Raw genomic sequence first — 25,517 nt, 5'->3', positions numbered from 1 at the left:
GTTCAGGCTGTCATTGTGTCGAAAAGACACCAGTACAGGCGGCCGTTATTGCTGGAACGCAGCCGGATGCTGCCCCTTCGCTACCGTTGCGATGGCATGCACGTTGGCCACGCCGGCCCGACTTTACTCTTTGGATTTCTTCACGGCCATATGTCTCGGCCCACCTTGCAGGATCGCCACGTTTTCGCCTGTCCTCTTGATTGCCTATCTTGATTTGAGGCCTAACCACACAACGGCGACAAGACCCAGCAGTATCGCTACTTGGCCGAATGATGGGATAAATCGCCACAGCAAGCGCCGCAATGCCCAGCGCATAGGACGCGCCTCAGCCCGCTTGATCTCATCCAAAAGATCCTTGTTGGCTCGTCCACGCTGCAAGAGTTCAAACCCATCCCGCTCCCGCTCGTATAAAACCTCGCCAAGGTACTCGCGGACATCTCGCTCGCAAATGTTCTGTTTCCAGGTGTCGACTTTGATCAACTCAGCAGCCAACATCGGCTTGGACAGTCCTTCACGCCGGTCCGGATCACGGTAATCGAATACAAGGCCAAACTGCTCATAAAAGCGATTGCGCCTCGACTTGTTTTCTTCGTCAGCTTGACCCGCAAGCAACTCAACAGAAAGGACCCGCGCATCGGCCCACTGCTTCGCCCAGGTAACTATCTCGTTCATGAGGTAGGTGCCGATCCGATGCCCTTTCAGGCCAGGAAGATCGAGAAACACAGCCCCCTTGGCAGTGGACTCCGAGGTCAATGAAATCACTGAGCCATCGCCGAAACCTCTTGAGTATCCTCCAGAGAAGTAGCCCTTGCTATCTGCATGGCGAGAATACTTCGGCAAAACGCGTTGGTAAGACAGACGGATCGATGCCTCGCAAATGGAATCATCGTAGGCATCCCGTCGATAGTTTTCTTGCCGCTCAATAAGCAGCCATGCAACGAGTTCGCTTCCGAGCTTCTCGCAATCCCGAATCTCTAGCACATAAATGCGGGGCTTGGTCCGCCCGCTGTCTTTCCACCCACTATCGAAAGAAGGCAATGCCATCGTCAGTCACCCGCCCGTGGAACCACATACAAAGTCGCCGACATTTTGATGCCCATCGATGCCTCGCACGATTTAAACGACTCCAGTGTAGCTTTTCCGAGCTTCGCTATGGCTACCTTGCCGAGATTGCTCACCTGCCATCGACAATGTGTCGACTTCATGGTCTAGATCCTCGTTGCATGGCCGCAGTCACCGCATATCTCTCGGTACCACGCTTTCAGTCGAGCGCGAACATCTCCTGTACTACTGCGAATATTTTTTTACTTCACCTCTCATGATGTGAGGTGAGTAGTCACGGAGGTAGGAAGTCACTGGTAGAACAGAAGCGTGTAGTGCATCGATAGAAGATCTCCCGAGTCATGAGCAAAGAGAGGGGGAATAAAGGACGCGCACTTAACCTTTCTACCAAAGAATGCAGAAATCCGATTGACCTACCCATCTCAGACATAGCCAGCGAAGCGTGCTTCGCTGGCCTTTCATTCACGCAAGAGAAAGGGTAGTCACACTATGGCAAGCTTTCACCACACGATCAAGAGCGGCAAGAAGGGTTCGGCAACGGATCACAGCGCATACATCTCGAGAAAGGGCAAGCACACCAACCGCAAGGAAGATCTGATCGCCTCCGGTCACGGCAACATGCCGAACTGGGCACGACATGATGCATCTGAGTTCTGGAGGACTGGCGACAAATACGAACGCGCCAATGGCGCCGTATACCGCGAACACGAAATCGCTCTGCCCGACGAACTTACGCACGATCAGCAACAAGAGTTGGTCAATCAACTGGTATCCGGACTGGTGGGCAACAAGCCGTTTCAATATGCGATCCATGCGCCGAAAGCTGCGCTCGGACACGGCACGAACACACACATGCACCTGATGTATTCCGATCGTGAAGATGATGGTATCGAGAGATCACCCGAGCAGACATTCCGACGCTACAACCCGACGCATCCGGAACACGGTGGCCGCAAAAAGAGCAGCGGCGGGAAGAACCGGATGGAACTCCGCGACGAACTGATTGCGACGCGAAAGAAATGCGCTGACCTGCAAAACGCTGCGCTGGAGAAGTACGGTCACACGACGCGCGTCGATCATCGAACGCTCAAGGACCAAGGCATCGACCGGCCGCCGGAACGCCACATGGGTCAAGCCCGGATTCGCGCCATGTCGAAGGAAGATCGCGAGCACTACAACGCACACCGGCAGCAATTTGCGTAACGATGACACGCTGTCGACGACTACCCCGGATAGAGCGCGAACAAGGCGGCAGGCTATGCCTGCCGGTCAGGATGATGCGCCGGAAGCAATTTCACATCGCATCTCATTGTTTTCGCTGGCTGGCCGAAGACTGCGTGCCACAACAGAACGCGCGTCCGCATGCAGGGTCTTGAACCGAAGAGCCTCAAAGGGATCGGGCGCAGGAAACCGATGATGATGCATCGCCGCACGAGGAACAGAGGATCGATCCTTAAGCGCGACACTTGTCGCTCCATACGCTCAATCGTACTGGCGTCGATCATCCAGTTCGTAAGCGACCCGGCCGCGTTTCTAGGACGGCGGACAATGTCGACTACACTGACAGCATGCCGTGCACCACCGCCCAAGGCAGACAGAAATCTACGCGCGACTTTCCTCCGGGATTAAGCGTTAAAGTTTTATAGCGCGCGCGAGGACGCGATCATGTTTGTTCCGAAGTTTTCTCGCAGACGATTCTTCAAAAATTTTGCGCAGTCGGCACAGGAAGCGTGCAGTGATGGTCAACACCGTGAGGGAAGTCTGGCACCCGCCGCCCGAACCCGCCGAAATCAGCGACTCAATAAAATCAATAGGTTAGGTATTTTGGATACCGATTTTCGAGTGTAGTCCCAGTGCGGGCGCGCGGCTCTGGCGCTCCTTTTGGACCGTCTTGCTTGGACGGCGTAAGGGTCGCGCCTTGCGGTCTGGCGTCCTGAAATACACCCCTGCGGGCTCGTTTTTCAGGCGCACCAGCGCACGGCGCATCGCCAGATAGCTGAGCATTTCCGTGAGCTTTCCGAGCCGCACTCGGTCATCGGCACGAACCTTGCCATGTACCCAGTCCGGGCCATAAAGCCAGGGGTTCCGATCGCCTCGAAGATAGCTTCCCCGCCCTCCGGTTGCGCCCTTCACCCAATACTCACCGACCTGGTCTGCGTGATCTTCCAAGACCGCTCCAGTGTGTTCGGCTTCCACCCTTCTGTCGTCCAGCATCTTCTGTAAAGCAGCGGTATCAAACAGCAGTGTGAGGTGCAGGTCGTACCCTCCCGTCAACGACGGCAGGATGGCCCAAGCGTACCCGGGCTCGTCGGTGAATAGCGCTGGCTTGCGCCTCATGCGGTCGAAAAACTTTGCCCGGCAGGTCCGAAGTGCAAGCAGGTCAAGATGCTGGTCCTGCGCCGATGCGGAGAGAAGGCTGGCCCGCTCCCTGGTATGGAACAAACGCAGATGCAGCACGGTGACGCTGTCATGCTTCACGAACAGATCGTGCAGATAAGCCGTGAGAGTCCCAGCGTTCTCGCGACTGCCAAGATTCCAGTTGTGCCGTTCACGCCGGAGCAGTTTCCTCTCAAGCATTGACTGACGAAACCGGGCTACGAAATCGTTATCGATCTCTGCCTTGATCAGGCCAGTGTCGCCTACGGGCTCATTGCGTTTGTGGCCCTGGCAAGCGCTCATGTGGTGAGCTAGAAATACGTCCAGCAACAAGCCAATATGCGGCGCGTATTGCAGCCGGCTTGCCATCGGATCGAAAGGGCCAAGTGCCGCGCCGCTACTATTGAGAGTCTGCAAAAGGGCGGCCAATTCCGCAGAGGCAGGCGAACGCAGATTCGGGGTGGCAGTCTTCAACTCGACATGCCTAAGCTCCCCATGCCGCCAGTCAGGTCCACCATGCCCCTTAACCGTCCTCCGGCTGATATGAAAAGGTGGAAGCGACGTTTCAAGGGACAACCGGACGATTTGATCGAGCAACGCCAGAAGGGCAATCGCCGGGCCATCTACGAAGGATCCGCTGCCATCAGGATTGACTCTGAAGTCGAAGTTACGGCCGATTTCCTGTCCAATCCCAGCGAGGAGTTCTGGAGTGATAGTAATTGCTGGTTTCGTTGTATTCATGACGGCGTTGTAGCGTCCGGTGATGCGTTTCAAAACAGAGCACCCGTATTGCTCGGCGTGCGAATGCCCCGTCCGCCCCACGGCGGACGAGGTCTGAGAGGATGTCAGAAGTGGTGTGGCATCCAAGCCTGCCTGACTGGCTGAAGCGCGACGGTGTTGGAGATCAGCTCGAGCTTGATGACTCGGCGACCATTTTCAGTGCGCGGCACGACCCGGGCGAAACCCTGCCCGCATATCCACGTAATCGCCGCCTTCATTTCTGACTTGCTCCAGCCGAAGTTTGGCGCAGTGGCAACGACGTCGGCCTCTCTCCAGTTCGGCGCCCACATTCCCGCTTGACGAGCCCAATTGTGGAGGGTATCCAAGAGGCGCTGTCCACGTTGCACAGCATCGGGCATCGGCTTCGACGGAAACATCGTTGCGAGCCAGCACGCCCCGAAATGCTCCGCGATTGTCACGGCGCGCGCCATCGTCTCGGGCGATACAGTACCCTCATAACCCTCGAACACGTGCATGCATCCGGCGATCCGACGCGCGTTAGCTGCCAGACGTACTGCGAACACGATCGCGTCACGCTCCGGCAGAACTGCGCTCGCCATGAACTCGAAGCGCTTCTGACTTTGCCGCAGGATCTGTTCAGCGGCGGATTCAACCTTGATTTCCGGGAGCCTGTTTACTGGCATGTGCTTGAGCTTGTTCAGGCCACTCTCGATCAACTCAGCGATGCGCTGATCGTAGTCGAGCAGCTCGAATTCCGTTTGCTGCTCGTCGGCGCCCTCAACGGCGAGCTCGTTGCTCTCCATCATGAGCAGGCGAAACAGGTAGCCCGAAGCAATGGCGCTCTGCCCGTACTTGTCGAGCCATTCGCGATGTGCATCGTCCTGTACGTTCACACACTTGACGAGAATAGCGCTGTCCAGAGCGTGCTCCACGAGATCGTCATCGTCGTCATTCGCACGATCAAACGACGGCATATTGCTGTCATACAGGTCACTCAGATCCTGAAATGAGCGACCGAGCGGACCTCCCAGATGGCCGCGCCCTTCCGCCATACTGAGTAAGGTCAGAACCGAACCAGTGCGTATCTTGCGCAGCAATGTCGGAGGCAACACGTTGTCGAACAGCCAACGCCTCCTCCAGCCCTTCATCGCCGCGACGATAGGCGCATTGAATCGCACGTGAGCCTCGGACTTGCCGCTCAAGCGTGCACCGGCGAACCGAATATGCAAAATTAGCGGTATTGATCTGCCATTGCGATCGCAAACACGAAAATTGCACGAGACCGCGAAAGACACCTTGCCGAGCAAGTTAGCCAGAACGGCTCCGTAGCCGGGTCCGTATATCGAATGACATTCGCATGCCGCACGGTACAGGCTCGGCGTTAAAGCACTGATAGCTTGCGGTAACGAAGGCGGATAGTAGCCTGCCGGCAGATAGCCAATCGGGCGTGACTGCGAGCCGAAACTTGACGAGGGCATGAGGCCCCCGCCTGTTGGATAGGCGAGGGGATTAATCACGTCGCCACCTCCACCTTCGTGCCGGCCTGTGGCGCATCCGGCGGAGCGTTATCGGACGCCGGTAAGTCCTCACCAGCCTTGTCGCCTTTTCCCGGTACCGGCTCACCCCGGCGCAGCGCCTCAGCTTCCAGCAATTCCTCGAATATCAGGTTGCTCATCGACACGCCGTGGTCAACCAGCTTCTTGATGATCGCTGTTTTGGAAACGTCCGCCTTGAGCTGATCGCGGAGGTCCGGGTAGAGCTCCGAAAATAAGGCCACACGCTCGCGTTCGCGCTTGGCCCTTGGAGATTCGAGTTCGCGAATCGCCTTTTTTATAGCGTCGACGTCGACCTTCGCTGGCTCCGCAGTGGTGATCTTGGCCATAGTCGCCTCCTCACGCCGCATCCGGGGATTCAGCGTGTACCGCGATCCTACCGCCGGCACATGCTACAAGTTGCTCGATCGAATCCATCGGCCAGAGCAGACGGCGATTCCTCAACTTAATTGGCCGGACTCCGTGGTAGCTGCCCGTCTGGCTATAGCGTTTGCGGATGGACGGTGCCTTGCACGCGACGAAACCCGCGAGTTCTTCAGTCGTGAGGTAACGATCGAGGGCGGAAACAGAGAGGGGTTGGGACATATTGCCTCCAGTGGATTGACGAACGAATGTTTCTCGTCGCTCGGAGTTGGGAGGCAGGATGACATCAATCTATCCCGCAACTCGCAACTCCGTGTCGATCGATTGGATGCAAGCGTAGTTCGGAGTCCCCGCCCGCTCCAGAGTTCGGGCGGAAAGCGGCGTCAGCGGGCGGAAACGGGCAGGGTGCCGATCAACGGGCGGCTACGCCCTAGCCGCCGCCTTCTTTTTTTTTCCGCGAGCGGAGGGGATCAACTGTTTGCGCAGCGAGTCGTGCTTGAAGAATTTTGTCGACTCGCCTGATATGTACTCGATGCCTTCCTTCTCGACGAACTTGCGCATAGGCTTCGGCGGCGGCCTACTTTGAGCCATCTCGACCAGCCGACTCCAAACGGCATTGACGTCAGTACGATCTCCCCCTATATCCACAATGGCTTGGTTAATGAGTTTTTTTAGTGGGTGAGCAAGCTCCCGGCTAGCCTGCCGCGCGTTCGGTCGATTTGATCCACAATCCGCAGTTGCAGTTGCCGTGCCGTCTTCTGATTGCAACACGGGCGCTTCCCGCTCCGGGAGCGGAACGGCGAGAGTATTTGGGATGTGCTCAGTGAGCAGAAACTCGAGTATTTCAGCGCGATCGAAACCTATCTGACGCATGCGTGGCACCAGCGGCACATCGGCTAAACGTGCCTTGGCCGGCAGGAACCCTGTTTCGTCGATTGACCAACGCGAGCCAGCAGTCTGGTCGAACCGCCGCAGTTCGTGCTTGTGGGAGTGCTCCCATCTCGCGTTCTCAGCAAGAACGTTGTATCCCTCGACGGATACCACATCGCTTTGCCATGGCTCGCCCCTAGCCACAGCGATGTCGAACCACCGTGGCCGCCGATCAGCGGGCGCGTTGGAAAGACTCAAGCCTAAAATGGCTGCCGCTCGGGACGCTCGGTAACATTGCTTGATTGCGCCCGTTTCGAGCATCCTCAAATATGCGGTTGGCCCGTCCTCAATGCGACTGGTGTTTGGACTGCCGTCCAGTTCGTCGTCGCAAATCACGATGCAGCGAGCTATCACATCCAGTACGCTGGATAGTGATAAAAAATCGACTTTGGCTCTTCTGTTGCTTCTTAAGGGCATAGGTGCCGGTGGGGCATAAGGCTGCCGCGTGGCAGCGGTGTTCCCGTGCTGTGTTCGGCCGTCCACAGTTAGGTCGCTTGGTGATTGGTCGTGCGCCATAGCCCCGTTGCGGTTTGTTGATTTTGAAATATGTGACGCAGTTCGTACGCACACGTTCGTGGTTTGATACCCTGGAAAAAGTCCTCAGCAGCGGCCGTGAAACAGCATGAGGCAGACCTCGCCGAGTTCACTGCTATTCGTTTGCGGTGCAGGACGCCCGGGCGCTGGTCTTCTGCTAGTGAACGCTGCTGCAATCCGGTTCTACTCCGAAGAAGCGAAGAATGGGTGCCCCAGTCACCACGCGGAACGAGATTGATCGATGTCGACCAAATCCGGTTACACAGCGCTTACATGACCCACAGAAACAAAAAAGGGTTACAGGCAAATCACCTGTAACCCTTTGATATTCCTGGTGGAGAGGAGGAGGATCGAACTCCCGACCTTCGCATTGCGAACGCGACGCTCTCCCAGCTGAGCTACCCCCCCAACGTGCTGACGATTCTAGCACAAGGATTTTCCGTTTTGCCAAGCCCGCCCCTACGACAACCAGAAGACGACGAGAGTCAAAAAAGGCAACTCACCACCGCTCACTTCCCCGGCGCCCCCTTCAACACCCAATCCACCACCGTCCGGATATCCGCATCGCTCATCGACTGATGCGCCGGCATCGGGATCATGCCCCACACGCCGGACCCGCCATTCTTCACCTTACTGGCGAGCTTCGCAGGCGCCTGCGCATCGCCCTTATACTTCGCGGCGATCTGCTGGAACGACGGCCCGACCAGCTTCCGGTCCACCGCATGACACCCCATGCAGGCGTTCGCATTGGCAATGGCCTGCCCACGCCCCGCATCCGTCGCAGTAGCCCCAGCCCCAGCATCCGCAGCATGCGCCGTCGATACAAACATCCCCAGCACCGCGCCCGCCAGCACCGACGCGAAAACGATCACGCCGCGCTTCATGGCGTCGTCGCCGCGGGATTGCCCGGATGCACCGAGTTCGAATTGCTGACCGGCGCCGGCGCCTGCTGATCGAGCGGCCGCGAGCTCACCGACGAATCCGGAATCGCGCCCACCGTCGGCGCACTCGCATCCGGCTGCGAAGCGGCCGGCGCCGTCGGCGCAGTCGCCGCCGCGGCAGCAGCGGCCGCCGCTTCCTGCGGCTGGATGTACTGGAACACCTTCACGACCTGCACCACGCCCGGCACGCGGCTCGCGACGTCGGCGCCGCGATTGCCTTCGTCCATCGTGACGAGGCCCATCAGGTACACCGAACCACGCTCGGCCACCACCTTGAAGTTGTTCGCCGAAATGTTCTTCTCGGCGATCAGCGCGGTCTTCACGCGCGTCTCCAGATAGGTATCGTTGGTGCGCGACGAGAACGAACTCGCAGGCATGATCGCCAGCTCGTTGACGATCGTATTGACGTTGTTCAGCCCACGCACGATCGACTCCGCCCGCTGCTTCGACACATCGCCCGCCACCTCGCCGGTCAGCAGCACGCGACGATTGAACACCGCCACGTTCACGTGCGCGTTGTCCGGCAGGTTCTGGCTGATCTGCGAGAGCGCCTTCACCTGCAACTCGCGATCCTCCGTCTGCGCGCCGAGCGTGCGCCGGTCGGTCGCCACCAGCGCGCCGCCGCCCGCCGCGCCCGCAACGGCGAGGAAGCACCCCTGCAACGTCGCGGACAGCCCCGCCGCGAACCCAACCACCAGCACGGTTCTCACCAGTGTCTTCTTGACGCGGAATACGCTCATCAACCAGCTCTCCTTCGGATCAGTCTCAGTCTTCGCCCAGCAACATGGCATCGACGCCGTCGCACAGACAATGGATGGTCAGCAAATGCACTTCCTGGATACGCGCGGTGCGATCGGACGGCACGCACACGTGGATGTCGGTATCGCTCAATACTTCCTGCATGCGTCCGCCGCCCTTGCCGGTCAGCGCGATCACGATCATTTCGCGCTCGTGCGCGGCTTCGATCGCGGCCAGCACGTTGGCGGAATTGCCCGACGTGGTAATGGCCAGCAGCACGTCGCCCGGCTGGCCGAGCGCCCACACCTGCTTCGAAAAAATCTGTTCGAACGAATAGTCGTTGGCGATCGCGGTCAGCACGGACGTGTCGGTGGTCAATGCAATGGCCGGCAAGCCCGGCCGCTCGCGTTCGAACCGGCCGATCAGCTCGGCGGCGAAATGTTGCGCATCGGCAGCCGAGCCGCCGTTGCCGCACGCGAGAATGCGATTGCCGTTGGCAAGCGCGCCAAACATCGTGTCGATCGCGGCGGCGATCGGCATCGACAGTGTTTCCAAGGCTTCGAGTTTGACTGCCGCGCTGTCGCGGAAGTGTTGTTGAATGCGTTCGACTGACATCGAGTCTCTATCTTCTACCGCGAATGAGCCGCACCGGGCGGCCGTGTTGTGAAGTCGTATTGCGAAGTTGTATTGCGAAATCGGGCCGCGCCAGTGAATCTCGCCGGGAACGTGCAGCGCGAACGCCCATGCATCGCGCTGTGCGTTTCGTGCACCACGTCCCGCGTCGTCGGCGTCGCCCCGTGGCCCGCACGCGAGCGCAAGTTTATCGCACTCACGGACGTTGTCCGCGCGGGCGTCAGACTTCGTCGGCCCGGAACGCGTCGCGCAACCAGACGAGGCGGCCGGCTTCGAACGCGATCACGTCGAAGCGGCACGCGGGCTGGTCGCGCGAACCTTGGCCGCGCGTCGCCAGATAGTGCCGCGCCGCGCGCACGATCCGCTGCCGCTTGTGCCAGCCGATGCTCGCCGCCGCGCCGCCATGGCTGCGCCCCTGACGCGCGCGGACTTCGACGAACACGATCGAGCCGTCACGGTCGCGCATCACCAGATCGATCTCGCCGCCGCGGCACACGACGTTGCGTGCGACGAAGCGTAGCCGCTGCCGCTGCAAAAACTCCAGCGCGCGCGTTTCGAAAATCGAGCCGACGACTTTGGACCCGGCTGGTCCTGAAAAGTTGTGGCGGGATGGGCGGGGATTGCCGGCACGATGACCGGCGCCGGACCCGCAAGCGCCCCCTCCCCGAAGCCCGCCTTGTCCTGCGTGGCACAATGTCGGCCTCATTCCGTCCGTCTGCGTCTTCTGTCTCATGACTCCTCTCTCCGAATTCGCGCAAGGGCAGCAGTACCCCGCCGCCGCGCTGTATGTGGTGGCCACGCCGATCGGCAACATCGCCGACATCACACTGCGCGCGTTGCATGTGCTCGGACTGGTGGATCGCATCGCGGCCGAAGACACGCGCAACACCGGCCAGCTGCTCGCGCGCTACGGCATCTCCAAGCCGCTCGTCGCGGTGCATCAGCACAACGAACGCGCGGCGGCGCAGCGGCTGATCGAGCATCTGCAAGCCGGCGAGCGCGTGGCCTATGTATCGGACGCGGGCACGCCCGGCATCTCGGACCCCGGCGCGAAGCTCGTCGACGCGGTGCGCGAGGCAGGCTATCCGGTCATCCCGCTGCCCGGCGCGAGCGCGCTCGCGACGGCATTGAGCGCAGCCGGCGACTGGGTCGCGACGTTCTCGTTCCTCGGCTTTCTGCCGCCCAAGCCGAAGGCGCGCGCCGCCGCGCTGCAGGCGCTCGCGCGCCATCCTCACGCGATGGTGTTCTACGAAGCTCCGCACCGGATCGTCGAAACGGTGCAGGCACTGGCCGATGCATTCGGCGGCGAGCGCCGTCTGCTGATCGCGCGGGAGCTGACAAAGTTACATGAAGCACTGGCTCAACACACCCTGGCCGAAGCGCCAGCATGGCTCGCCGCCGACGCGAACCGTCAACGCGGCGAATTCGTGCTGGTCGTGGAAGGCGCGCAGCCGGAAGCCGCCGGCGAACACGATCACGACGCGCTGCTGGAGATCCTGCTGGAAGAGTTGACGGTGAGCAGCGCGGCGAAGGTCGCGGCGTCGATCACCGGGGTGTCGCGCAACGCGCTGTATTCGCGGGCGTTGGCGTTGAAGCAGGATGGGAAGTAATACGAACGGACAAAAACGCGACCTTGCCGTCGTAGCTCAATTCGCACGTGGCGCCTGTCTTCAAATCTGGCCACTATCTGCTCAAATTTGATCAATCTGCTCAAAAAGCCTACTATTTGCTCATGAAAAACAAAATCTGCTCACATTCGAGCAGATTCTGGGCAGATAAATGAGCAGAATCAGTCAATCATCCATCCTCGAGGCCGTCCGGCAACTCGCTCAAGCGGGCCAATCGGAGGTTTCATCCACGGATGTCATTCACGCCACGCAAGGCAGTTCCGCCACCGTCCGGCGCCATCTAGACGCCCTGTGCGCCAGCGGACTACTCACGCGAAGCGGTTTGGCGCGAGCGACACGCTATCGTCTGGTCGAAGCCGAAGACCTGACGCCAGCTGCCACGCTAACGGTCACGGGGCAAGAGCCAAACACTGTCGTTCATCCACCATGGTCCGCAGCGTCCATTGAACTCGGCCGCAAGCTCGACATGCCTCTTGCCGCGCGCGATCCAGTGACCTACCAGCGAGAATTCGTCGAGAACTACGTGCCGAACGTGAGTTGGCTCATGCCACCGGAACTGGCCGACACGCTTTACCGCGAAGGACGTCTGCGCGAGCAGCAGCCTGCAGGAACCTACGCGCGCAACGTGCTGGAGCAGTTGCTGATCGACCTGTCGTGGTCGTCCTCGCGGCTGGAAGGCAATCGGTACACCTTGCTGGCAACAGAGGATCTTTTCAAGCGCGGAACCGCCGGCGACGATATCGACGCGGTCATGCTGCTCAACCACAAAACGGCCATCGAGTTTCTGGTCGACGCGGTGCCGCTTCAGGGCCTCTCGACGGCGCTTGTCCGAAACCTGCATGCCGTGCTGATGCAGGACCTTCTCGCCGACACGGAGGCATTGGGCGTCATCCGCAAGAAGCTGGTCAACATCACTGACACTGTCTATGTGCCGACCCAAGTCCCAACCGTGCTCGAGGAAATGCTGGACTCGATCGTGGCCAAATCACGGCTCATCAAGAATCCAATCGAGGCCGCTTTTTTTCTGTGGGTCAATCTGGCGTATCTGCAACCCTTCGAGGACGGCAACAAGCGAACCAGCCGCCTTGCAGCCAACATTCCCTTGATGCTCTACAACTGTTCACCCCTGTCATTTCTCGACGTGGATCCGCACGACTACGCGCAAGCGATGCTTGGTGTCTACGAGTTCCTGGATGTTTCGCGAGCCGTGGATCTGTTTACGTGGACCTACCGGCGCTCACTCAAGAAGTATGTCGTTGTGCTGGAGTCGATGGGGGCGCCCAATCCACTCAGACTGCGATACAGAGAGCATTTGACCGAGGCGGTGGGCCTCGTCGTGCGTGACCGGCGATCTACGCGAGCCGCCATGGAAGAACTGGGATTGACCGAGAACGTCGTCCCGGGATTCGAGGCTATGTTGCTCGACGAATTGAAAAAGCTGGAGGTATTCAATTGCGCGCGGTACAGACTGACCATGACCGCGACGCAGGCCTGGATCGACGCTAACCGGCCGATCTAGGCAATCTCACTTCTCGTTCCCCGCCCCCGAATTCGACGCCAGCGTCTCGTTCATCTCGGCGCGCGCTTCCTGCTGCGTCAAGCCTTCGATCTTCACGCGCGCGGTGCCCGCATGGCGCATGTCGAGCGCGCTCGCGGCGGCCATCGACAGGTCGATCACCCGGCCGCGTGCATACGGACCGCGATCGTTGATCCGCACGACCACCGAGCGCGACGTCGCCGGATTGGTCACGCGCACGTACGAGCCGAGCGGCAACGTGCGATGCGCGGCGGTCATGGCGTGCATGTCGTAGCGTTCGCCGTTGGCGGTGCGGCGGCCATGGAAGCCGCGGCCGTACCACGACGCGCGACCGGTTTGATGAAAGTCCGAAACGTCCGAACCATCGTCCGTCAAAGGCTTGGCGTCAGCCAGCGACGAGCCTTGCGCCGCCGCGCCGGAGGCCGGCGCGCTACCGAAGGCTTGTGGCCCGAAGGTGCCTGCCTGCGCGGCTTTCGTGCTGCGCGGCACGTCGTTTGCGGACGTGTTCGTGGCGCCCGGAGGCGTGGCACAGCCGGCCAGCACAAAAAAGGCAAAAAGAGTCCCCAGACTACGGGATAACCGAGTTTTCATAAGACGTGCAATCACATTGTCGAGCCGCATCACGCGAAGTTGAGCGTGTTGCCTGCGACTCCGGCGGCAAGGGACGACAACGCGCCGCGCCAATAAGCGCAGTACGTCGAAGCCCGGATGCGGCTCACTCAGCCGCTACCGCACGGTTAATTTTCACGTCTGGCGCAACCTGTCCCCGGCAGCCTGACCAGACCCCACATGCCGCCATCGAACGTGGCAAACACGTTCTTGCACGCGCAAACTCAGCGCACAGGAACGGCGGCGTAGGCCCCACCCAGCGTCACGGAAGTTCGATCCGTAGCAGGCGCGCGGCGCCTGGCTGGGCAAGACGTGTGCATCGAAAGCATCGATACTTGATGGCTGTCCAACCCTGCGACAGCCCAAACTTGAGTGGCGATCCGCGTGCCCATTTTTGATGGGGACGCATCGCCTTGTGGCATGCACAGTTCCCTATGCATAGGCCGCATTATACCCAAAACAAAATTTTGGGACGGCAAGCGACTGAAAAGCTTGATGAATTTTCACACCTGCTGCAAAAATGAGCGGCCAAAAGCCCGCTGCGGCGGGGCTTTCGGGCCATCGGCGGTCGTGCGTCGCAGGCCGGTACAATCAACGTTTTTCCAGCGGCGCCGTCATCCATGAAAGTCACCTTGATCCCCGTCACGCCGTTCCAGCAGAACAGCTCGCTGCTCGTTTGCGAGGTCACCGGACGCGCGGCCGTCGTCGATCCGGGCGGCGACCTGGACATCATCCAGGGCGAAATCGCGCGTCAGCAGGTGACGGTCGAAAAAGTATTCCTGACGCATGGCCACATCGATCACTGCGCCGGCGCGAAGACGCTCGCGACGCACTACGGCGTGCCGATCGAAGGTCCGCATCCGGACGAGCGCTTCTGGCTCGACAAGCTGCCGGATCAAAGCACGCGCTTCGGCTTTCCCGCCGCCGAGGCATTCGAGCCGGACCGCTGGCTGGACGACGGCGACACAGTGCGTTTCGGCGACGAAACCCTGGAGGTCTATCACTGCCCCGGCCACACGCCGGGCCACGTGGTGTTCTTCAGCCGCGCGCACCGGCTCGCGCTGGTCGGCGACGTGCTGTTCGCCGGCTCGATCGGCCGCACGGACTTTCCGCGCGGCAATCACGCGGACCTGGTGCGCTCCATCCGCGAAAAACTCTGGCCACTCGGTGACGACGTCACCTTCGTGCCAGGCCACGGACCGACGTCGACGTTCGGCGCGGAGCGTCGCAGCAACCCGTACGTCGCGGACGGAGTCAGCGCATGAGCGGCGAAATCTATGTGAGCACCGACGTCGAAGCGGACGGCCCGATTCCCGGCCCGCATTCGATGCTCAGCTTCGCGTCCGCCGCGTACACGGAAGACAAGACGCTGATCGCCACCTTCTCGGCGAATCTCGAACTGCTCGACGGCGCGAAGCCGCATCCGGTGCAGGAGGCGTGGTGGAAGACGCAGCCCGAGGCGTGGGCCGCCTGTCGCCAGGACCTGCAGGACCCGGCCGCCGCATTGACCGCCTATGTGGACTGGGTCGAGGCGCTGCCGGGCAAGCCGGTGTTCGTCGCGATGCCGGCCGGCTTCGACTTCACCTACATGTTCTGGTACATGATGCGTTTTGTCGGCCGCTGCCCGTTTTCGTGGTCGGCGCTGGACATCAAGACGCTCGCATTCGCGATGACCGGTCTGCCGTATCGCAAGAACATCAAGCCGCGCTTTCCGAAGCACTGGTTCGACGAGCATCCGCACACCCACGTCGCGCTCGACGACGCAATCGAACAGGGCGCGCTGTTCTGCAACATGCTGAAGGATCTGCGGGCCGATCAGGCTTGGCTGGCGACCGCGAAAGATGGGGACGACTCAGGGCAAAACGCCGCCGAGAAACCGGCAAATTAGGGAATCTCCCTCGTCGAGGCCGTTTTACATTGCGTTTCGTTTTCGCGCCCTCTACCATGCGTTGATACGGCGACGCTAACGGAGGCGCAGTTGACACTCGATACGTTCTCACAAAAAATCCTGCGCCTGCTGCAGCTGGACGCACGCCGCTCCGTGCAAGAAATCTCCGATCAGGTCGGCCTGTCGAGCACGCCCTGCTGGCGGCGCATCAAGGACATGGAGCAATCGGGGGTGATCCAGCGCTATACGGCGCTGCTCGATCGCGAGAAGCTCGGCCTGCACGTGTGCGCGCTGGCGCATATCCATCTCACGCGTCACACCGAGGGCGGCGTCGAGGCCTTCGAGCGCGAAATCGCCACCTGCCCCGAAGTCACCGAGTGCTACAGCACGACCGGCGAATCGGACTACATCCTCAAGATCGTCGCGCCGGACATCAAGGCGTACGACAGCTTTCTGCACGAACGCATCTTCAAGATTCCCGCCGTCGCGCAGGTCCGCACGAGCGTCGTGCTGCGCGAGATCAAGTTCGACACGCAATTGCCGCTTTAATCCGTTTCGCGCACCGGGCCAAGGCTGCCGACCACGCGGCTTCAGGTCGCGCCGTGCGGCTCATTCGTGTGGACTGAGGTGTGGACTGGAACGGCGGCAGCGATGCCGCCGTTTTCATTTGATGCGCCGCCTGGTTCCTGCCGCGACGGCACTTCCTGTAACACGTTCAGCTTGCGGGCGCCGAGGCGGCGCTTCAAGGCGTCGAGATCGATGCGGGCGAAATCAAGTGCTTCCCCGTTCGCGTTCCGTGCCGGCAGGACAATGTCGACACCGAGCCCTGTGCTCAGGTAGTGCATATTGATTGTGGACGCCTTCACGTCGATCGCGGCGAGCGCCGCGTCCACGTCCGCGACGACGCGCTCACGATCCGGCAGATCGACCGGCGGATGTGCAAGCGCATCGTTTTCCGGATCGACGTGAATCAGCGCATCGAGCACGCGGCTGTCGGTCAGCACGCGCACGCGCGCCGACTCGGCGATGAAATGCCCCTCCGATACCGAGATCAGCGGATCGACCAGGATATGCGCGTCGACCAGCGCGAAGTCGCCCATCTTGCGCGTGCGCATCTCGTGCACATCGCGCACGCCGGGCGTGGAGAGCAGCAGCGCGCGCATGTCGGCGGTGGCGGTTTCGTCGAGTGCGCGATCGGACAGGTCTTGCAGCGCGTCCCAGCCGAACGTCCAACCCATCCGCGCGACCATGAAGCCGACGATCGCCGCGGCGATCGGATCGAGCAGGCGCACGCCCGCCAGACTCCCGATAATCCCGATCGCGACCACCAGCGAGGACGCCGCATCGGAACGCGCGTGCCACGCATTGGCGATCAGCATGGCGGAGCGCACGCGTTGCGCTTCGCGCAGCATGTAGCGGAACAGGCTTTCCTTGGAAATCAGCACCAGCACCGCGACGCCGAGCGCGCTCAAATGCACGGCCGGAATGCTCTGCAAATCGGCGAGACGCGTGCCGGCGCGCCACAACATGCCGACACCGACGGAAATCAGCAGACCGCCGAGAAATAAAGACGCTACCGTTTCATAGCGGCTATGTCCGTAATTGTGATCGGCATCGGGCTTCGCGCCGCTATGCCGATTGGCAATCAGCACGACAAAATCGGAAATCAGATCGGCGAGGGAATGGACGCCGTCGGCAACCAGCGCCTGAGAATGCGCGACCACGCCGACGACGATTTGCAGCGCCATCAGCACCGTATTGAGCGCAATACTGACAAAGGTCGTTTTGCGCGCAATGCGATGTTTTTCAGCGGACTGGACAGTGGCGGCGGAAGGCATGAGAGACGCACGAAGAGGAAGCCAATGCGCGCATTCTACCCAGGCCATCGCAAAAATCGCGCGAATGCCTTCGAAAAAAACCTTTCAAATCAGCCGCTTATGAAAACGAAAAGCATTCGCGTTCTGGTTCCGCTGAAGCGCTTGCGACAAAACACACGTCTCTTTCAAGCGCCAATAAAAAACCGCGCCCAGACCGGTACGCGGTTTTTTGTCGATCGACGCAGCGCGCTATACGCGCAGCGGATCCATGCCATTCGTAATATGTATAGACCGGACGGTATTAGCGCCTGACCTACCGGATTACTTCTGGATCAGAAACTTCTCACGATCCAGACCTGCGATCCAACGCGGCGGTTTGCCACGGCCGGACCACGTGCTGCCGCTATCCGGGTCGCGGTATTTCGGTGCGACGCCTGCGCGCGGACGACCGACTTTAGCGCCGCCCTTTGCAGCACGGCCACCGCCGAGTTCAGCCAGCGTAATGCCGTAATCGGCCATTTTCTGCTTGATCTCATTCAACACTTCAGCGTATTCACGCGACTTCGCTTCTTCGATCTGCTTTTCAAGCTTCTCGCGCTGTGCGAGTAGTTCCTTGTAGGAAGACATAGGTTCCCTTGTGGTTTGGATAAATGACTGCCAGTCTTAAGCCAGCTTGCCCTTTGAAGGTTGATCATGCCTCGGAATTTGTTGGCGAGATTAACACAAAATAGAAAGACTGCAAAAGCACGCACGCAAAATTAATGCGTAGTCGTTTCAAAAAATTTCGGCGTACGCCTAACCGTTACGCACTGCCTTTCAAATAGCTAATTTCTTTTCTTGCTAAAAATTCCTGGTGCATGCCTGTAATTATGGGATTAATTAGCAAATCATGAAATTTGCGATACCGATCCGGCATCAACATTTCATGCCATGAGAGCTTTAACATGAAACATCGGAACATATTGCGGATAGGCGCCTGCGCTGTTATTGCCGTATGAGCGTTTTCCCGGAATCACGATAAAAAAATTATTCCGCGTAGCGTGAGATGCAATCTTCGAGCGCAGCGTGCAAGCTTTCGCTATTCATTTTGGGATCGTCGAAGGCGACGCGGGCGCGTATTCCGTCGCGCTTCAGGTCGGCGCCGTATCGATCGACGCCGAGCCACTGCAATCCGTCGACGCTCGCCGTCCGGTCGGCGACGTGCTCGATCAGTGTGTTTTCTTCGTCGAACGACAGCGGCGGCAGCGGATCGAGTTCATCGCCGGAAAGCCACCCCATTGCGCCAAAGCCGCCGATGTAGCGCAGACGTTCCAGCCGCATCGACCAGAACGTGAAGTCGCCGAGCACCAGGTAGCGCTCGGCGTCGGGGTGATAGCGTAAATAACGTCGCACGACCTCCGGACTCGATTCGAGCGGTTCGAACGTGCCGAGCAGGGTCACGCGCGGACCGCTCAGGACATCGGCGTCGGGCGCGTCGAAGGCGAGGAAGCCCGCGCGCGGGTCCGCGTGCAGATTGTGGGTGTGCTCCGCGAGGCGACTCACCAGAATCGTCGGCCGATGCTGCAGGTCGGGCGCGAACGGCAGCACCGTCGGATACGGAAAGCCCTCCGGCTGGCGCGCGTGCGTGGCGAGCGTGCCGGCGGCAGCCGTGTGCAGCAGATGCAGCGGGGCGTGTGCGGGGATGTTCAAGTGCGCGTCCTTGGGGAATCGACAGCGAAAAGGGTGTTGAAAGCGGCAGATCGGTGAAGCAGCGAATCGGTGAATCGAACCAGCGGTGAATCGAACCGGCGGTGAATGGAACCGGCGGCGAATAGATCAGGCGATGAATCGGCCAGCGAGCTTCTTTTCGGCAAAGCCTGGCTCACGACTCGTAACTCACGCCCCTCCGCAAAAAGTCCGGTCGCGAAGCGCACCGCCGCCAATATGCAATAACCCGCTTCCAAGCATAAGACAGCCTGCTTCGTTAGAATCGGAAATTCGCTTTCAACGCGCTTTCTTCCTGCCTCATCCCCGAGATTTTTCGTGTCCGACCACTCCCCCGACCTTGCCGCCCTGCCCGCCGCCCATCGCGCGCTATCCATCACTGCCCGGCAGCGCGCGCGTTACGCGACGATGGCGCTGTTCTTCATCGCCGGGATGATGTACGCGTCGTGGGGGGTTCACGTGCCGACCGTGCGCGACCGGTTCCATCTGAACGCGGCCATGCTGTCGCTCGCGCTGCTGGCGCTCGCAGGCGGTTCGATCGTCGCGATGGTGATGAACGCGTCGTGGATCGCGCGGGTCGGCACGCGGCGCGCCTGTCTGAGCGGCGGTCTCGTGATGGCGGGCTGCGGCGTGCTGATCCTGCTGGTGCCCGCTTACTGGATGCTGCTGATCGTGCTGGCCCTGTTCGGCGCCGGCATGGCCACGCTGGACGTCGCGATGAACGCCGAAGCGAGCGCCGTGGAGAAGGCGCTCGGCAAGCCGATCATGTCGTCGTTGCACGGCATGTTCAGTATCGGCGGGATGGCCGGCGCGGCAGCCGGCGGCGCGCTGCTGGCGCACGGCATGGCGCCGGCGCTGCATCTGGCGCTCGCTGCGGCGGTCAGTGCGCTGGTGCTGGTGATCGCCTGTCCCGCCGTATTGCCGCACGTGCCCCACGCCGATCATCCGGACGCCGGCACGCCGCGCGCCAACCGCTGGCGCTCGCCGGCCTTGTGGGCGCTGGGCGCCATGGCGCTGGTCGCGCTGATCGCCGAGGGCGCGATGTACGACTGGGCGACTGTCTATATGCGCGACGTCGTGCTGACCACGCCCGCGCTCGCGAGCGCGGCGTATGCGGCGTTCTCCGGCGGCATGTCGGCCGCGCGTTTTGCCGGCGACGTGGTGCGCGCCCGCTTCGGCGCGCCGCAACTGGTGATGGCGAGCGCATCGCTCGCCTGCGCGGGGATGGTCGGCGCGCTGCTGCTGCCGAATCCGGTCGCCGCCTTGATCGGCTTCACCTTGATGGGGCTCGGGCTCGCGAACATGATGCCGGTGCTGTTCGCCGCGGCGGCGAGCGTCAAGGGGATTCACGCAGCGGAAGGCTTGGCCCATGTCGCCGGGCTAGCCTACTTCGGGCTGCTGTTCGGGCCGGTGATCATCGGCGCGGTGACACAGGCGACGAGTCTGCCGATCGGCTTGTCGGTGGTGGCGGTGTGCGCGGCGGCGATCGCGATCGGCGGGCCGAAGATCTTGCGGCGGTTGAAGATTTGAGGCGGTTGAGGATTGAAGCGGCTGTGGTTTGCGGCGACTGAGCGACTGAGCGACAGAGCGCTTGAGCGACTGAGCGTTTGCCGACTGAAGTGCCGAGTCCGCCCGGTCGCAAACTCACCTGGTCGCGTTACGTTACGCGCGGCTGACAGCCTCGCGTGTTCCGCGACACATCGGCACGAAGCAAGCCTTGCAACGTCGAACCCGACATCTCTATCCTTTTGATTCGTAACGAGTTATCTCGTCTCACGCGAGTGAAAATCAAAATGGCATAGGCCTTGCAGTTAGCTCTCCCAGCAATGTCCAAAGACTACGGGGGAGCAGACCATGAATCGCAATTTCAAACTGTCGGCGATCGCGATGTGCGTATCGTCGATGATCATCCTCACAGGATGCGGTAGCACGCTGACCGGCGTCGGTCCGACTGGCGCGGGCAGTGGAGCGGGCGCGGGGGCAGGCGCGGGTGGTTCGGGTTCCGGCGGCGGATCGGGTGGCGGCACGCCGACACCGACGCCCACGCCGACACCCACACCGACGCCAACACCGACGCCAACACCGACGCCGACGCCCACACCAACGCCGACTCCGACTCCGACGCCCACACCGACACCGACACCGACACCAACACCGACACCGACGCCAACACCGACACCGACACCGACACCAACACCGACACCGACACCAACACCGACACCAACACCGACGCCAACACCGACGCCCACCCCAACCTCCGCCAACCCCATCGGCGTAGTCGTCCAGAACACCGGCAACGTCATCACGGCGACCGGCCAAACGGTGTCCGCGGTCGGCAGCCAGATCGGCCTCACGCCGATCCCCGGCGCCAACCCGGCCACCACCACGGCGCTCGGCAACGTCGTCTCGAACCTCGGCAGCGGCGTCACCGCGCTCGGCACCGGCGCGGCGAACGGCCTCGGTCAGCTCGGCAACTCGACCGATCCGCTCGGCACCACGCTGGCCAGCAGCGGCAACCTGGTGGTCGACACCGGCCAGGCGGTCAACAGCGCCGGGCAACTCGTGACCAGTCTCGGCAGCGGCCCGACCGCCCCGCTCAGCCCACTCACGACGCCGCTCGGCAGCACCGTCTCCACCCTCGGCAACGCGGTGAGCGGCCTCGGCACGCAACTCGGCTCGCAGTTGACGAACGGCCCGATCCAGCAGGTCACGCAAACCGTCAGCACGACGATCACGCCGATCACCAGCACGCTCGCGCAGACCACGCAAACCGTCGGCGACACGACCGGCCTCGGCAGCCCGCTGAACGGACTGCTGTCGACCATCGGCCACGGCCTCGACAGCGCGGGCGGCCAGATCAGCAGCGCGACCAGCAATCCGATCGGACAGAACCTCGGAAATGTCGTCACGAAGCTCGGCGACACAGTCACGTCGGCGGGCGGCTTGCTGACATCGGGCGGCAGCGGCGGCAGTCCGCTGGGCGGTCTGACCGGCATCTTCAATCCGGGCAGCGGCGGGTCGGGCAATCCGTTGAGCGGCACCCCGCTCGCCCCGTTGACCAACATCATCACCGCGTTGCCCGCCACGCTGAGCAGCGGTTTGAGCGGTGGCAGCGGCAGCGGCCCGCTTGCGCCGCTGAACAACGTGATCAGCACCCTGAGCGGTGCGGCGGGCGGCACGGGTAGTCCGCTCGCGCCGTTGACCGGTGTCGTGAATTCGGTGACGGGCGCACTGAGCGGGGCGGCCGGCGGCAGCAGTCCGTTGGCGCCGCTGACGGGTGTCGTGAGTTCGATCACCAGCGCGCTGGGCGGTGCGGCCGGCGGCGGCAATCCGCTGGCGCCGGTGACGTCCGCGGTGTCGTCGCTGACCGGCGCGCTCGGTTCGGCGACGGGCGCCGGATCGAACGGCGGCAACGGCGGCAGCGGCAACGGCAGCGGGGGCAGCAGTCCGCTGGCACCCGTCACTGGCCTGCTGAACACCGTCACCGGCACGTTGACCAGCACGGCGACGTCTGCCGGCGGCGCAGCGGGCGGCGGCTTGCTCGGCGGCCTTGGCGCCCTCGGGACCAAAAAATAACGAAGGCGGTGAAAACCGATAAAGGCAGCAAATAACGACGCGCGACACACACAGCGTCGAAAGGGGGGCGGCGAGCCGGGCAACCGGCTCGCCGTTTTTTTATCGGCACCGAGTCCAGCGCGTGCGTGAAATCGCAACGAATCGAAAGCGCCAAACCAATCGCACGCGACGCACGCGACCCGCCCGCGATCTTTTTACAACTCGTGATACGTGTCGTATCGACTCGCGAAATCGTTACCCCGCAGAAAGTTGGTGAACGTCATCGTCACCGACGCGTCCAGTCCTTCCACGTAATGCCACCAGCCGATCGGCAAAAACAGCAACTCGCCGGGCGCGAGCGTGCATTCGAACACCCGCGCGTCGCGCATCGACGGAAAACGTTCGTAGTCGATCGCCGCGCCGTCCACCTGCGAATAGCAATGCAGATGATTGGCCATCTGCGGCGTATCCGACAGCGGCGCCAGTTTGATCTTTTTACGGCCAATCACCTGCGCCATGAAGTTGTTGGTCAGGTCATGGTGAAACGGCGTTTTCGTGCCGGGCGGTCCCATCCAGAAAAAACCGGTATCCGCCGATGCCGCGTCGAGATATGCATCGATAACCAGCACATCCGCCCACAACGCCGCGAGCGCCGCGCGATTTTTCGACGTGTTATTCGCGGTCATATAGAAATCGTTCGTCGGACCGCTGCGCTCGACGAGATCGACATAATCGGCGAATCGCATGCTTCGCCTGAGTCGCGGCTGATTGATTTCGTAGTCCGCATCCGACTCGCGGCCGAACTGCACTTCGACTTCGCATTCGCCGCAACGCTCGCGGAAATAATCGAAATTCCACGCGGTACGCGCGGGCCAGAAATCGAATGCACCGGTGATGATGACCGGCCGGTTCCGGCAGTAGTACTGCTCGAAGAATTCATCGCGCGGCAAACGCTCGCGCCGCTCGATCTCGCCGCTGTCCGCGCGCATGCGATCGAGCGTGCCGTACACCGAAAGAATCCAGTCGCGCTTTCGCAAACGATTGCGCAAGCGCGTCGCGCCGTGAAAATAAGGACTGGCGAGTACCGCATCGATTTCGCGTGCCGCCTGCGCCGCGTCGAAGCCATGCTCGATCAACGCCTCGTGCAACGCGGCGGGCGCCGCATCGAGCAGCAGATTCTCGGCGATCCAGCGGCGCCAGTCGTCGTCGAACGAACGGGGCACGGTGCTCATGGCGTTTTCCTCGTCAGGGGCGCGTCACGTTGGCCGCCGGCCGTCGCACGTCTGCATGCGCGGCGCCACGACAAAGGGCCACGACGAAGCGCCATCCAAAAAGAAAAAGGCACGCGAACCCTACGGTGCGCGTGCCTTTTGACCGGCCAATCGAAGACAGCGACGAAGCCGTCTTCGATCATGCGGATTTACATCTTCACTACGTCGAGCAGCGTCTTCTTGCCTGCCTTGTAGTTGTACAGCGAGATCACGCCGTGCTGAAGGTCGCCCTTCGAGTCGAACGTGGTTTCACCGATCACGCCCTTGTAGTCCGTCGCCGGCATCGCTGCCAGGATCTTCGCCGGATCGGTCGAGTTAGCGCGCTTCATTGCGTCGACGATGATGTACACAGCGTCATACGTGAACGGTGCGTAGATCTGGATCGGCTGACCGAAACGCTTCTGATACTTGGCCATGAACGCCGAGCCGCCAGCCATCTTTTCGAGCGCCATACCGGCTTCCGAGCAGACGATGTTGTCGGTTGCGTCGCCAGCCAGATCCGACAGCTTGTCCGTACAGACGCCGTCGCCTGCCAGCACCTTCGCGCGCAGGCCGAGCTGCTTGGCTTGCTTGGCGAACGGGCCGCCGGTTGCGTCCATACCGCCGTACATGATCGCGTCCGGGTTTTCGCCCTTGATCTTCGTCAGAATCGCGCGGAAGTCGACAGCCTTGTCGTTCGTCGCGTCATGCGACATCACGTTCAGACCCAGCGACTTTGCGGTCTTTTCGAATTCGTTCGCGAGACCCTGGCCGTAAGCGGTCGAGTCGTCGACGATCGCGACGCTCTTCACTTTCAGACCCTTGGCTGCGTAGTTAGCCAGTGCCGGACCTTGTTGCGCATCGGTCGCGACGACGCGGTACGTCGTCTTGAAGCCTTGTTGCGTGTAAGCCGGGTTGGTTGCCGACGGCGAGATCTGCACGATGCCAGCATCGCTATAGATCTTCGAAGCCGGAATCGACGTACCCGAGTTCAAGTGACCGACCACCGCGACGACCTTGTCGTCGACCAGCTTCTGCGCGACCTGCGTAGCAGTACGCGGGTCGGCTGCGTCGTCTTGAGCGTCGAGTTGCAGCGTGATTTTCTGGCCGCCGATCGTGAGGCCCTTGGCATTGATTTCTTCGACTGCCAGGCGCGCGCCGTTTTCGTTGTCTTTACCCAGGTGAGCGATACCGCCGGTCAGCGGTGCAACGTGGCCGATCTTGACGACCTGGTCAGCTGCCGCGGAAGTTGCCAACGTTGCGAACAGCATCGCCGCAGCGCTGATCGGCAACAGCTTTTGAATCTTGATGTTCATGTAAGTCTCCAGTTTCGGTCCCAAAAACAACGTAATCGCCCTGTGCCCCCGCTTCCCCTACACGTGTCGCTCAGTCCCGTGGACGACCACGCCGGTTGCATCGTTCATGCACTTGGCCAGTACGCTCGCCGGACCTGTTTGTGGCAGGCGGCAAACCGTACTTGCGCGCAAGTGTAGGCGATCAAATTAATTTGTGGGGCTTTTTTGAGGAAGTGGGATCAACACTAATAGCGTTTATCCAACAGGGGTCGATTCCGGTCCGGCAGACTGGCTGGAGAGCACCAGCCCATGCGGGTTTCCGCTACGTGAGAGTTTCGTCTAACCGCACGCTCTTTCGCATTT

24 protein-coding genes, 1 tRNA gene and 1 pseudogene are annotated in these 25,517 nt (G+C 61.2%); 9 read left to right on the top strand and 17 right to left on the bottom strand.

The window, feature by feature from the left end; all coding sequences use genetic code 11:
• Positions 1-204: 204 nt before the first annotated feature.
• Positions 205-1,044 (bottom strand): hypothetical protein, encoded by an 840-nt coding sequence (locus tag LFL96_RS00965; RefSeq protein WP_280997058.1) that lies wholly within the window; start codon positions 1,042-1,044, stop codon positions 205-207.
• Positions 1,045-1,551: 507 nt separating this feature from the next.
• Between LFL96_RS00965 and LFL96_RS00960 the strand changes: the two genes are divergently transcribed.
• Positions 1,552-2,265: a MobA/MobL family protein gene (locus LFL96_RS00960; RefSeq protein WP_280997057.1), complete on the top strand. Its 714-nt coding sequence runs from the start codon at positions 1,552-1,554 to the stop codon at positions 2,263-2,265.
• A 612-nt stretch (positions 2,266-2,877) separates the two neighbouring features.
• Here the strand turns inward: LFL96_RS00960 and LFL96_RS00955 are convergent.
• The 9 genes from LFL96_RS00955 to LFL96_RS00915 form a co-directional block, all read right to left on the bottom strand.
• A complete protein-coding gene (locus tag LFL96_RS00955; protein WP_280997056.1) occupies positions 2,878-4,212 on the bottom strand; it encodes a hypothetical protein in 1,335 nt (444 codons plus the stop codon).
• Between the two features lie 71 nt (positions 4,213-4,283).
• Positions 4,284-5,381: a DUF3987 domain-containing protein gene (locus LFL96_RS00950; protein WP_280997055.1), complete on the bottom strand. Its 1,098-nt coding sequence runs from the start codon at positions 5,379-5,381 to the stop codon at positions 4,284-4,286.
• Positions 5,382-5,692: 311 nt separating this feature from the next.
• Entirely contained in the window at positions 5,693-6,061 is a 369-nt protein-coding gene (locus LFL96_RS00945) for a hypothetical protein (protein WP_280997054.1), read from the bottom strand.
• A gap of 457 nt (positions 6,062-6,518) precedes the next feature.
• A complete protein-coding gene (locus LFL96_RS00940) occupies positions 6,519-7,442 on the bottom strand; it encodes a hypothetical protein (protein WP_280997053.1) in 924 nt (307 codons plus the stop codon).
• Between the two features lie 449 nt (positions 7,443-7,891).
• Positions 7,892-7,967: transfer RNA gene (locus LFL96_RS00935), tRNA-Ala, on the bottom strand.
• Between the two features lie 101 nt (positions 7,968-8,068).
• Positions 8,069-8,443, bottom strand: coding sequence for a c-type cytochrome (locus tag LFL96_RS00930; RefSeq protein ID WP_280997052.1), 375 nt, complete (start codon positions 8,441-8,443; stop codon positions 8,069-8,071).
• Positions 8,440-9,240: a BON domain-containing protein gene (locus LFL96_RS00925; RefSeq protein WP_280997051.1), complete on the bottom strand. Its 801-nt coding sequence runs from the start codon at positions 9,238-9,240 to the stop codon at positions 8,440-8,442. Before LFL96_RS00925 ends, LFL96_RS00930 begins: the two co-directional genes overlap by 4 nt.
• Positions 9,241-9,265: 25 nt before the next feature.
• Complete coding sequence (locus tag LFL96_RS00920; protein ID WP_280997050.1) at positions 9,266-9,853, bottom strand: phosphoheptose isomerase; 588 nt, start codon at positions 9,851-9,853, stop codon at positions 9,266-9,268.
• Between the two features lie 238 nt (positions 9,854-10,091).
• Entirely contained in the window at positions 10,092-10,604 is a 513-nt protein-coding gene (locus LFL96_RS00915; RefSeq protein WP_280997049.1) for a YraN family protein, read from the bottom strand.
• Between LFL96_RS00915 and rsmI the strand changes: the two genes are divergently transcribed.
• Together rsmI and LFL96_RS00905 are read left to right on the top strand one after the other, a co-directional pair.
• Positions 10,603-11,481 carry a 16S rRNA (cytidine(1402)-2'-O)-methyltransferase gene (gene rsmI, locus LFL96_RS00910; protein WP_280997048.1) on the top strand — a complete coding sequence of 293 codons (879 nt, stop codon included), beginning with the start codon at positions 10,603-10,605 and terminating at the stop codon, positions 11,479-11,481. The genes LFL96_RS00915 and rsmI overlap by 2 nt on opposite strands.
• A gap of 169 nt (positions 11,482-11,650) precedes the next feature.
• Positions 11,651-13,018: a Fic family protein gene (locus LFL96_RS00905; RefSeq protein ID WP_280997047.1), complete on the top strand. Its 1,368-nt coding sequence runs from the start codon at positions 11,651-11,653 to the stop codon at positions 13,016-13,018.
• Positions 13,019-13,024: 6 nt separating this feature from the next.
• Here the strand turns inward: LFL96_RS00905 and LFL96_RS00900 are convergent, their stop codons facing one another.
• Positions 13,025-13,657: a septal ring lytic transglycosylase RlpA family protein gene (locus LFL96_RS00900; RefSeq protein WP_280997046.1), complete on the bottom strand. Its 633-nt coding sequence runs from the start codon at positions 13,655-13,657 to the stop codon at positions 13,025-13,027.
• Positions 13,658-14,265: 608 nt separating this feature from the next.
• On the opposite strand from LFL96_RS00900, the gene LFL96_RS00895 reads away from it, so the two are divergent.
• The 3 genes from LFL96_RS00895 to LFL96_RS00885 all read left to right on the top strand — a co-directional run bounded on the left by LFL96_RS00895 (position 14,266) and on the right by LFL96_RS00885 (position 16,082).
• Entirely contained in the window at positions 14,266-14,910 is a 645-nt protein-coding gene (locus LFL96_RS00895; protein ID WP_280997045.1) for an MBL fold metallo-hydrolase, read from the top strand.
• The gene (locus tag LFL96_RS00890; RefSeq protein WP_280997044.1) at positions 14,907-15,533 is read left to right on the top strand and encodes an exonuclease; all 627 of its coding nucleotides are present in this window, start codon (positions 14,907-14,909) and stop codon (positions 15,531-15,533) included. The genes LFL96_RS00895 and LFL96_RS00890 overlap by 4 nt, the downstream gene beginning before the upstream one ends.
• Positions 15,534-15,623: 90 nt before the next feature.
• Positions 15,624-16,082: an Lrp/AsnC family transcriptional regulator gene (locus LFL96_RS00885; RefSeq protein ID WP_280997043.1), complete on the top strand. Its 459-nt coding sequence runs from the start codon at positions 15,624-15,626 to the stop codon at positions 16,080-16,082.
• A gap of 41 nt (positions 16,083-16,123) precedes the next feature.
• On the opposite strand, the gene LFL96_RS00880 is transcribed toward LFL96_RS00885, so the two are convergent.
• On the bottom strand, positions 16,124-17,371 hold the full coding sequence (locus LFL96_RS00880) for a cation diffusion facilitator family transporter (protein WP_280997042.1): 1,248 nt from the start codon (positions 17,369-17,371) through the stop codon (positions 16,124-16,126).
• Between the two features lie 24 nt (positions 17,372-17,395).
• Here LFL96_RS00880 and LFL96_RS00875 point away from each other — a divergent pair, with 24 nt between their 5' ends.
• A complete protein-coding gene (locus LFL96_RS00875) occupies positions 17,396-17,662 on the top strand; it encodes a hypothetical protein (protein ID WP_280997041.1) in 267 nt (88 codons plus the stop codon).
• Positions 17,663-17,671: 9 nt separating this feature from the next.
• On the opposite strand, the gene LFL96_RS00870 is transcribed toward LFL96_RS00875, so the two are convergent.
• Positions 17,672-17,977 (bottom strand): H-NS histone family protein, encoded by a 306-nt coding sequence (locus LFL96_RS00870; RefSeq protein WP_280997040.1) that lies wholly within the window; start codon positions 17,975-17,977, stop codon positions 17,672-17,674.
• Between the two features lie 399 nt (positions 17,978-18,376).
• Entirely contained in the window at positions 18,377-19,039 is a 663-nt protein-coding gene (locus tag LFL96_RS00865; protein ID WP_280997039.1) for a pyridoxamine 5'-phosphate oxidase family protein, read from the bottom strand.
• A gap of 333 nt (positions 19,040-19,372) precedes the next feature.
• On the opposite strand from LFL96_RS00865, the gene LFL96_RS00860 reads away from it, so the two are divergent.
• Complete coding sequence (locus LFL96_RS00860) at positions 19,373-20,584, top strand: MFS transporter (protein WP_280997038.1); 1,212 nt, start codon at positions 19,373-19,375, stop codon at positions 20,582-20,584.
• Between the two features lie 382 nt (positions 20,585-20,966).
• Here the strand turns inward: LFL96_RS00860 and LFL96_RS00855 are convergent, their stop codons facing one another.
• Positions 20,967-21,290 carry a hypothetical protein gene (locus tag LFL96_RS00855; protein ID WP_281000898.1) on the bottom strand — a complete coding sequence of 108 codons (324 nt, stop codon included), beginning with the start codon at positions 21,288-21,290 and terminating at the stop codon, positions 20,967-20,969.
• Between LFL96_RS00855 and LFL96_RS00850 the strand changes: the two are divergent.
• Positions 21,218-22,630 (top strand): annotated as a pseudogene (locus tag LFL96_RS00850) (collagen-like triple helix repeat-containing protein); the annotation flags it as partial. The gene LFL96_RS00855 and the pseudogene LFL96_RS00850 overlap by 73 nt on opposite strands.
• A 194-nt stretch (positions 22,631-22,824) precedes the next feature.
• On the opposite strand, the gene LFL96_RS00845 reads toward LFL96_RS00850, so the two are convergent.
• Positions 22,825-23,841, bottom strand: a complete 1,017-nt coding sequence (locus tag LFL96_RS00845) for a cupin-like domain-containing protein (protein ID WP_280997037.1) — start codon at positions 23,839-23,841, stop codon at positions 22,825-22,827.
• Positions 23,842-24,029: 188 nt separating this feature from the next.
• Positions 24,030-25,175 carry a branched-chain amino acid ABC transporter substrate-binding protein gene (locus LFL96_RS00840; RefSeq protein ID WP_280997036.1) on the bottom strand — a complete coding sequence of 382 codons (1,146 nt, stop codon included), beginning with the start codon at positions 25,173-25,175 and terminating at the stop codon, positions 24,030-24,032.
• Positions 25,176-25,517: the final 342 nt, after the last annotated feature.

It is taken from the genome of Paraburkholderia sp. D15 (genome assembly GCF_029910215.1).
GTDB lineage: Bacteria > Pseudomonadota > Gammaproteobacteria > Burkholderiales > Burkholderiaceae > Paraburkholderia.
The sequence above is the reverse complement of the archived record's forward strand: the minus strand, read 5'-3'. Positions and strand labels throughout refer to the sequence as shown.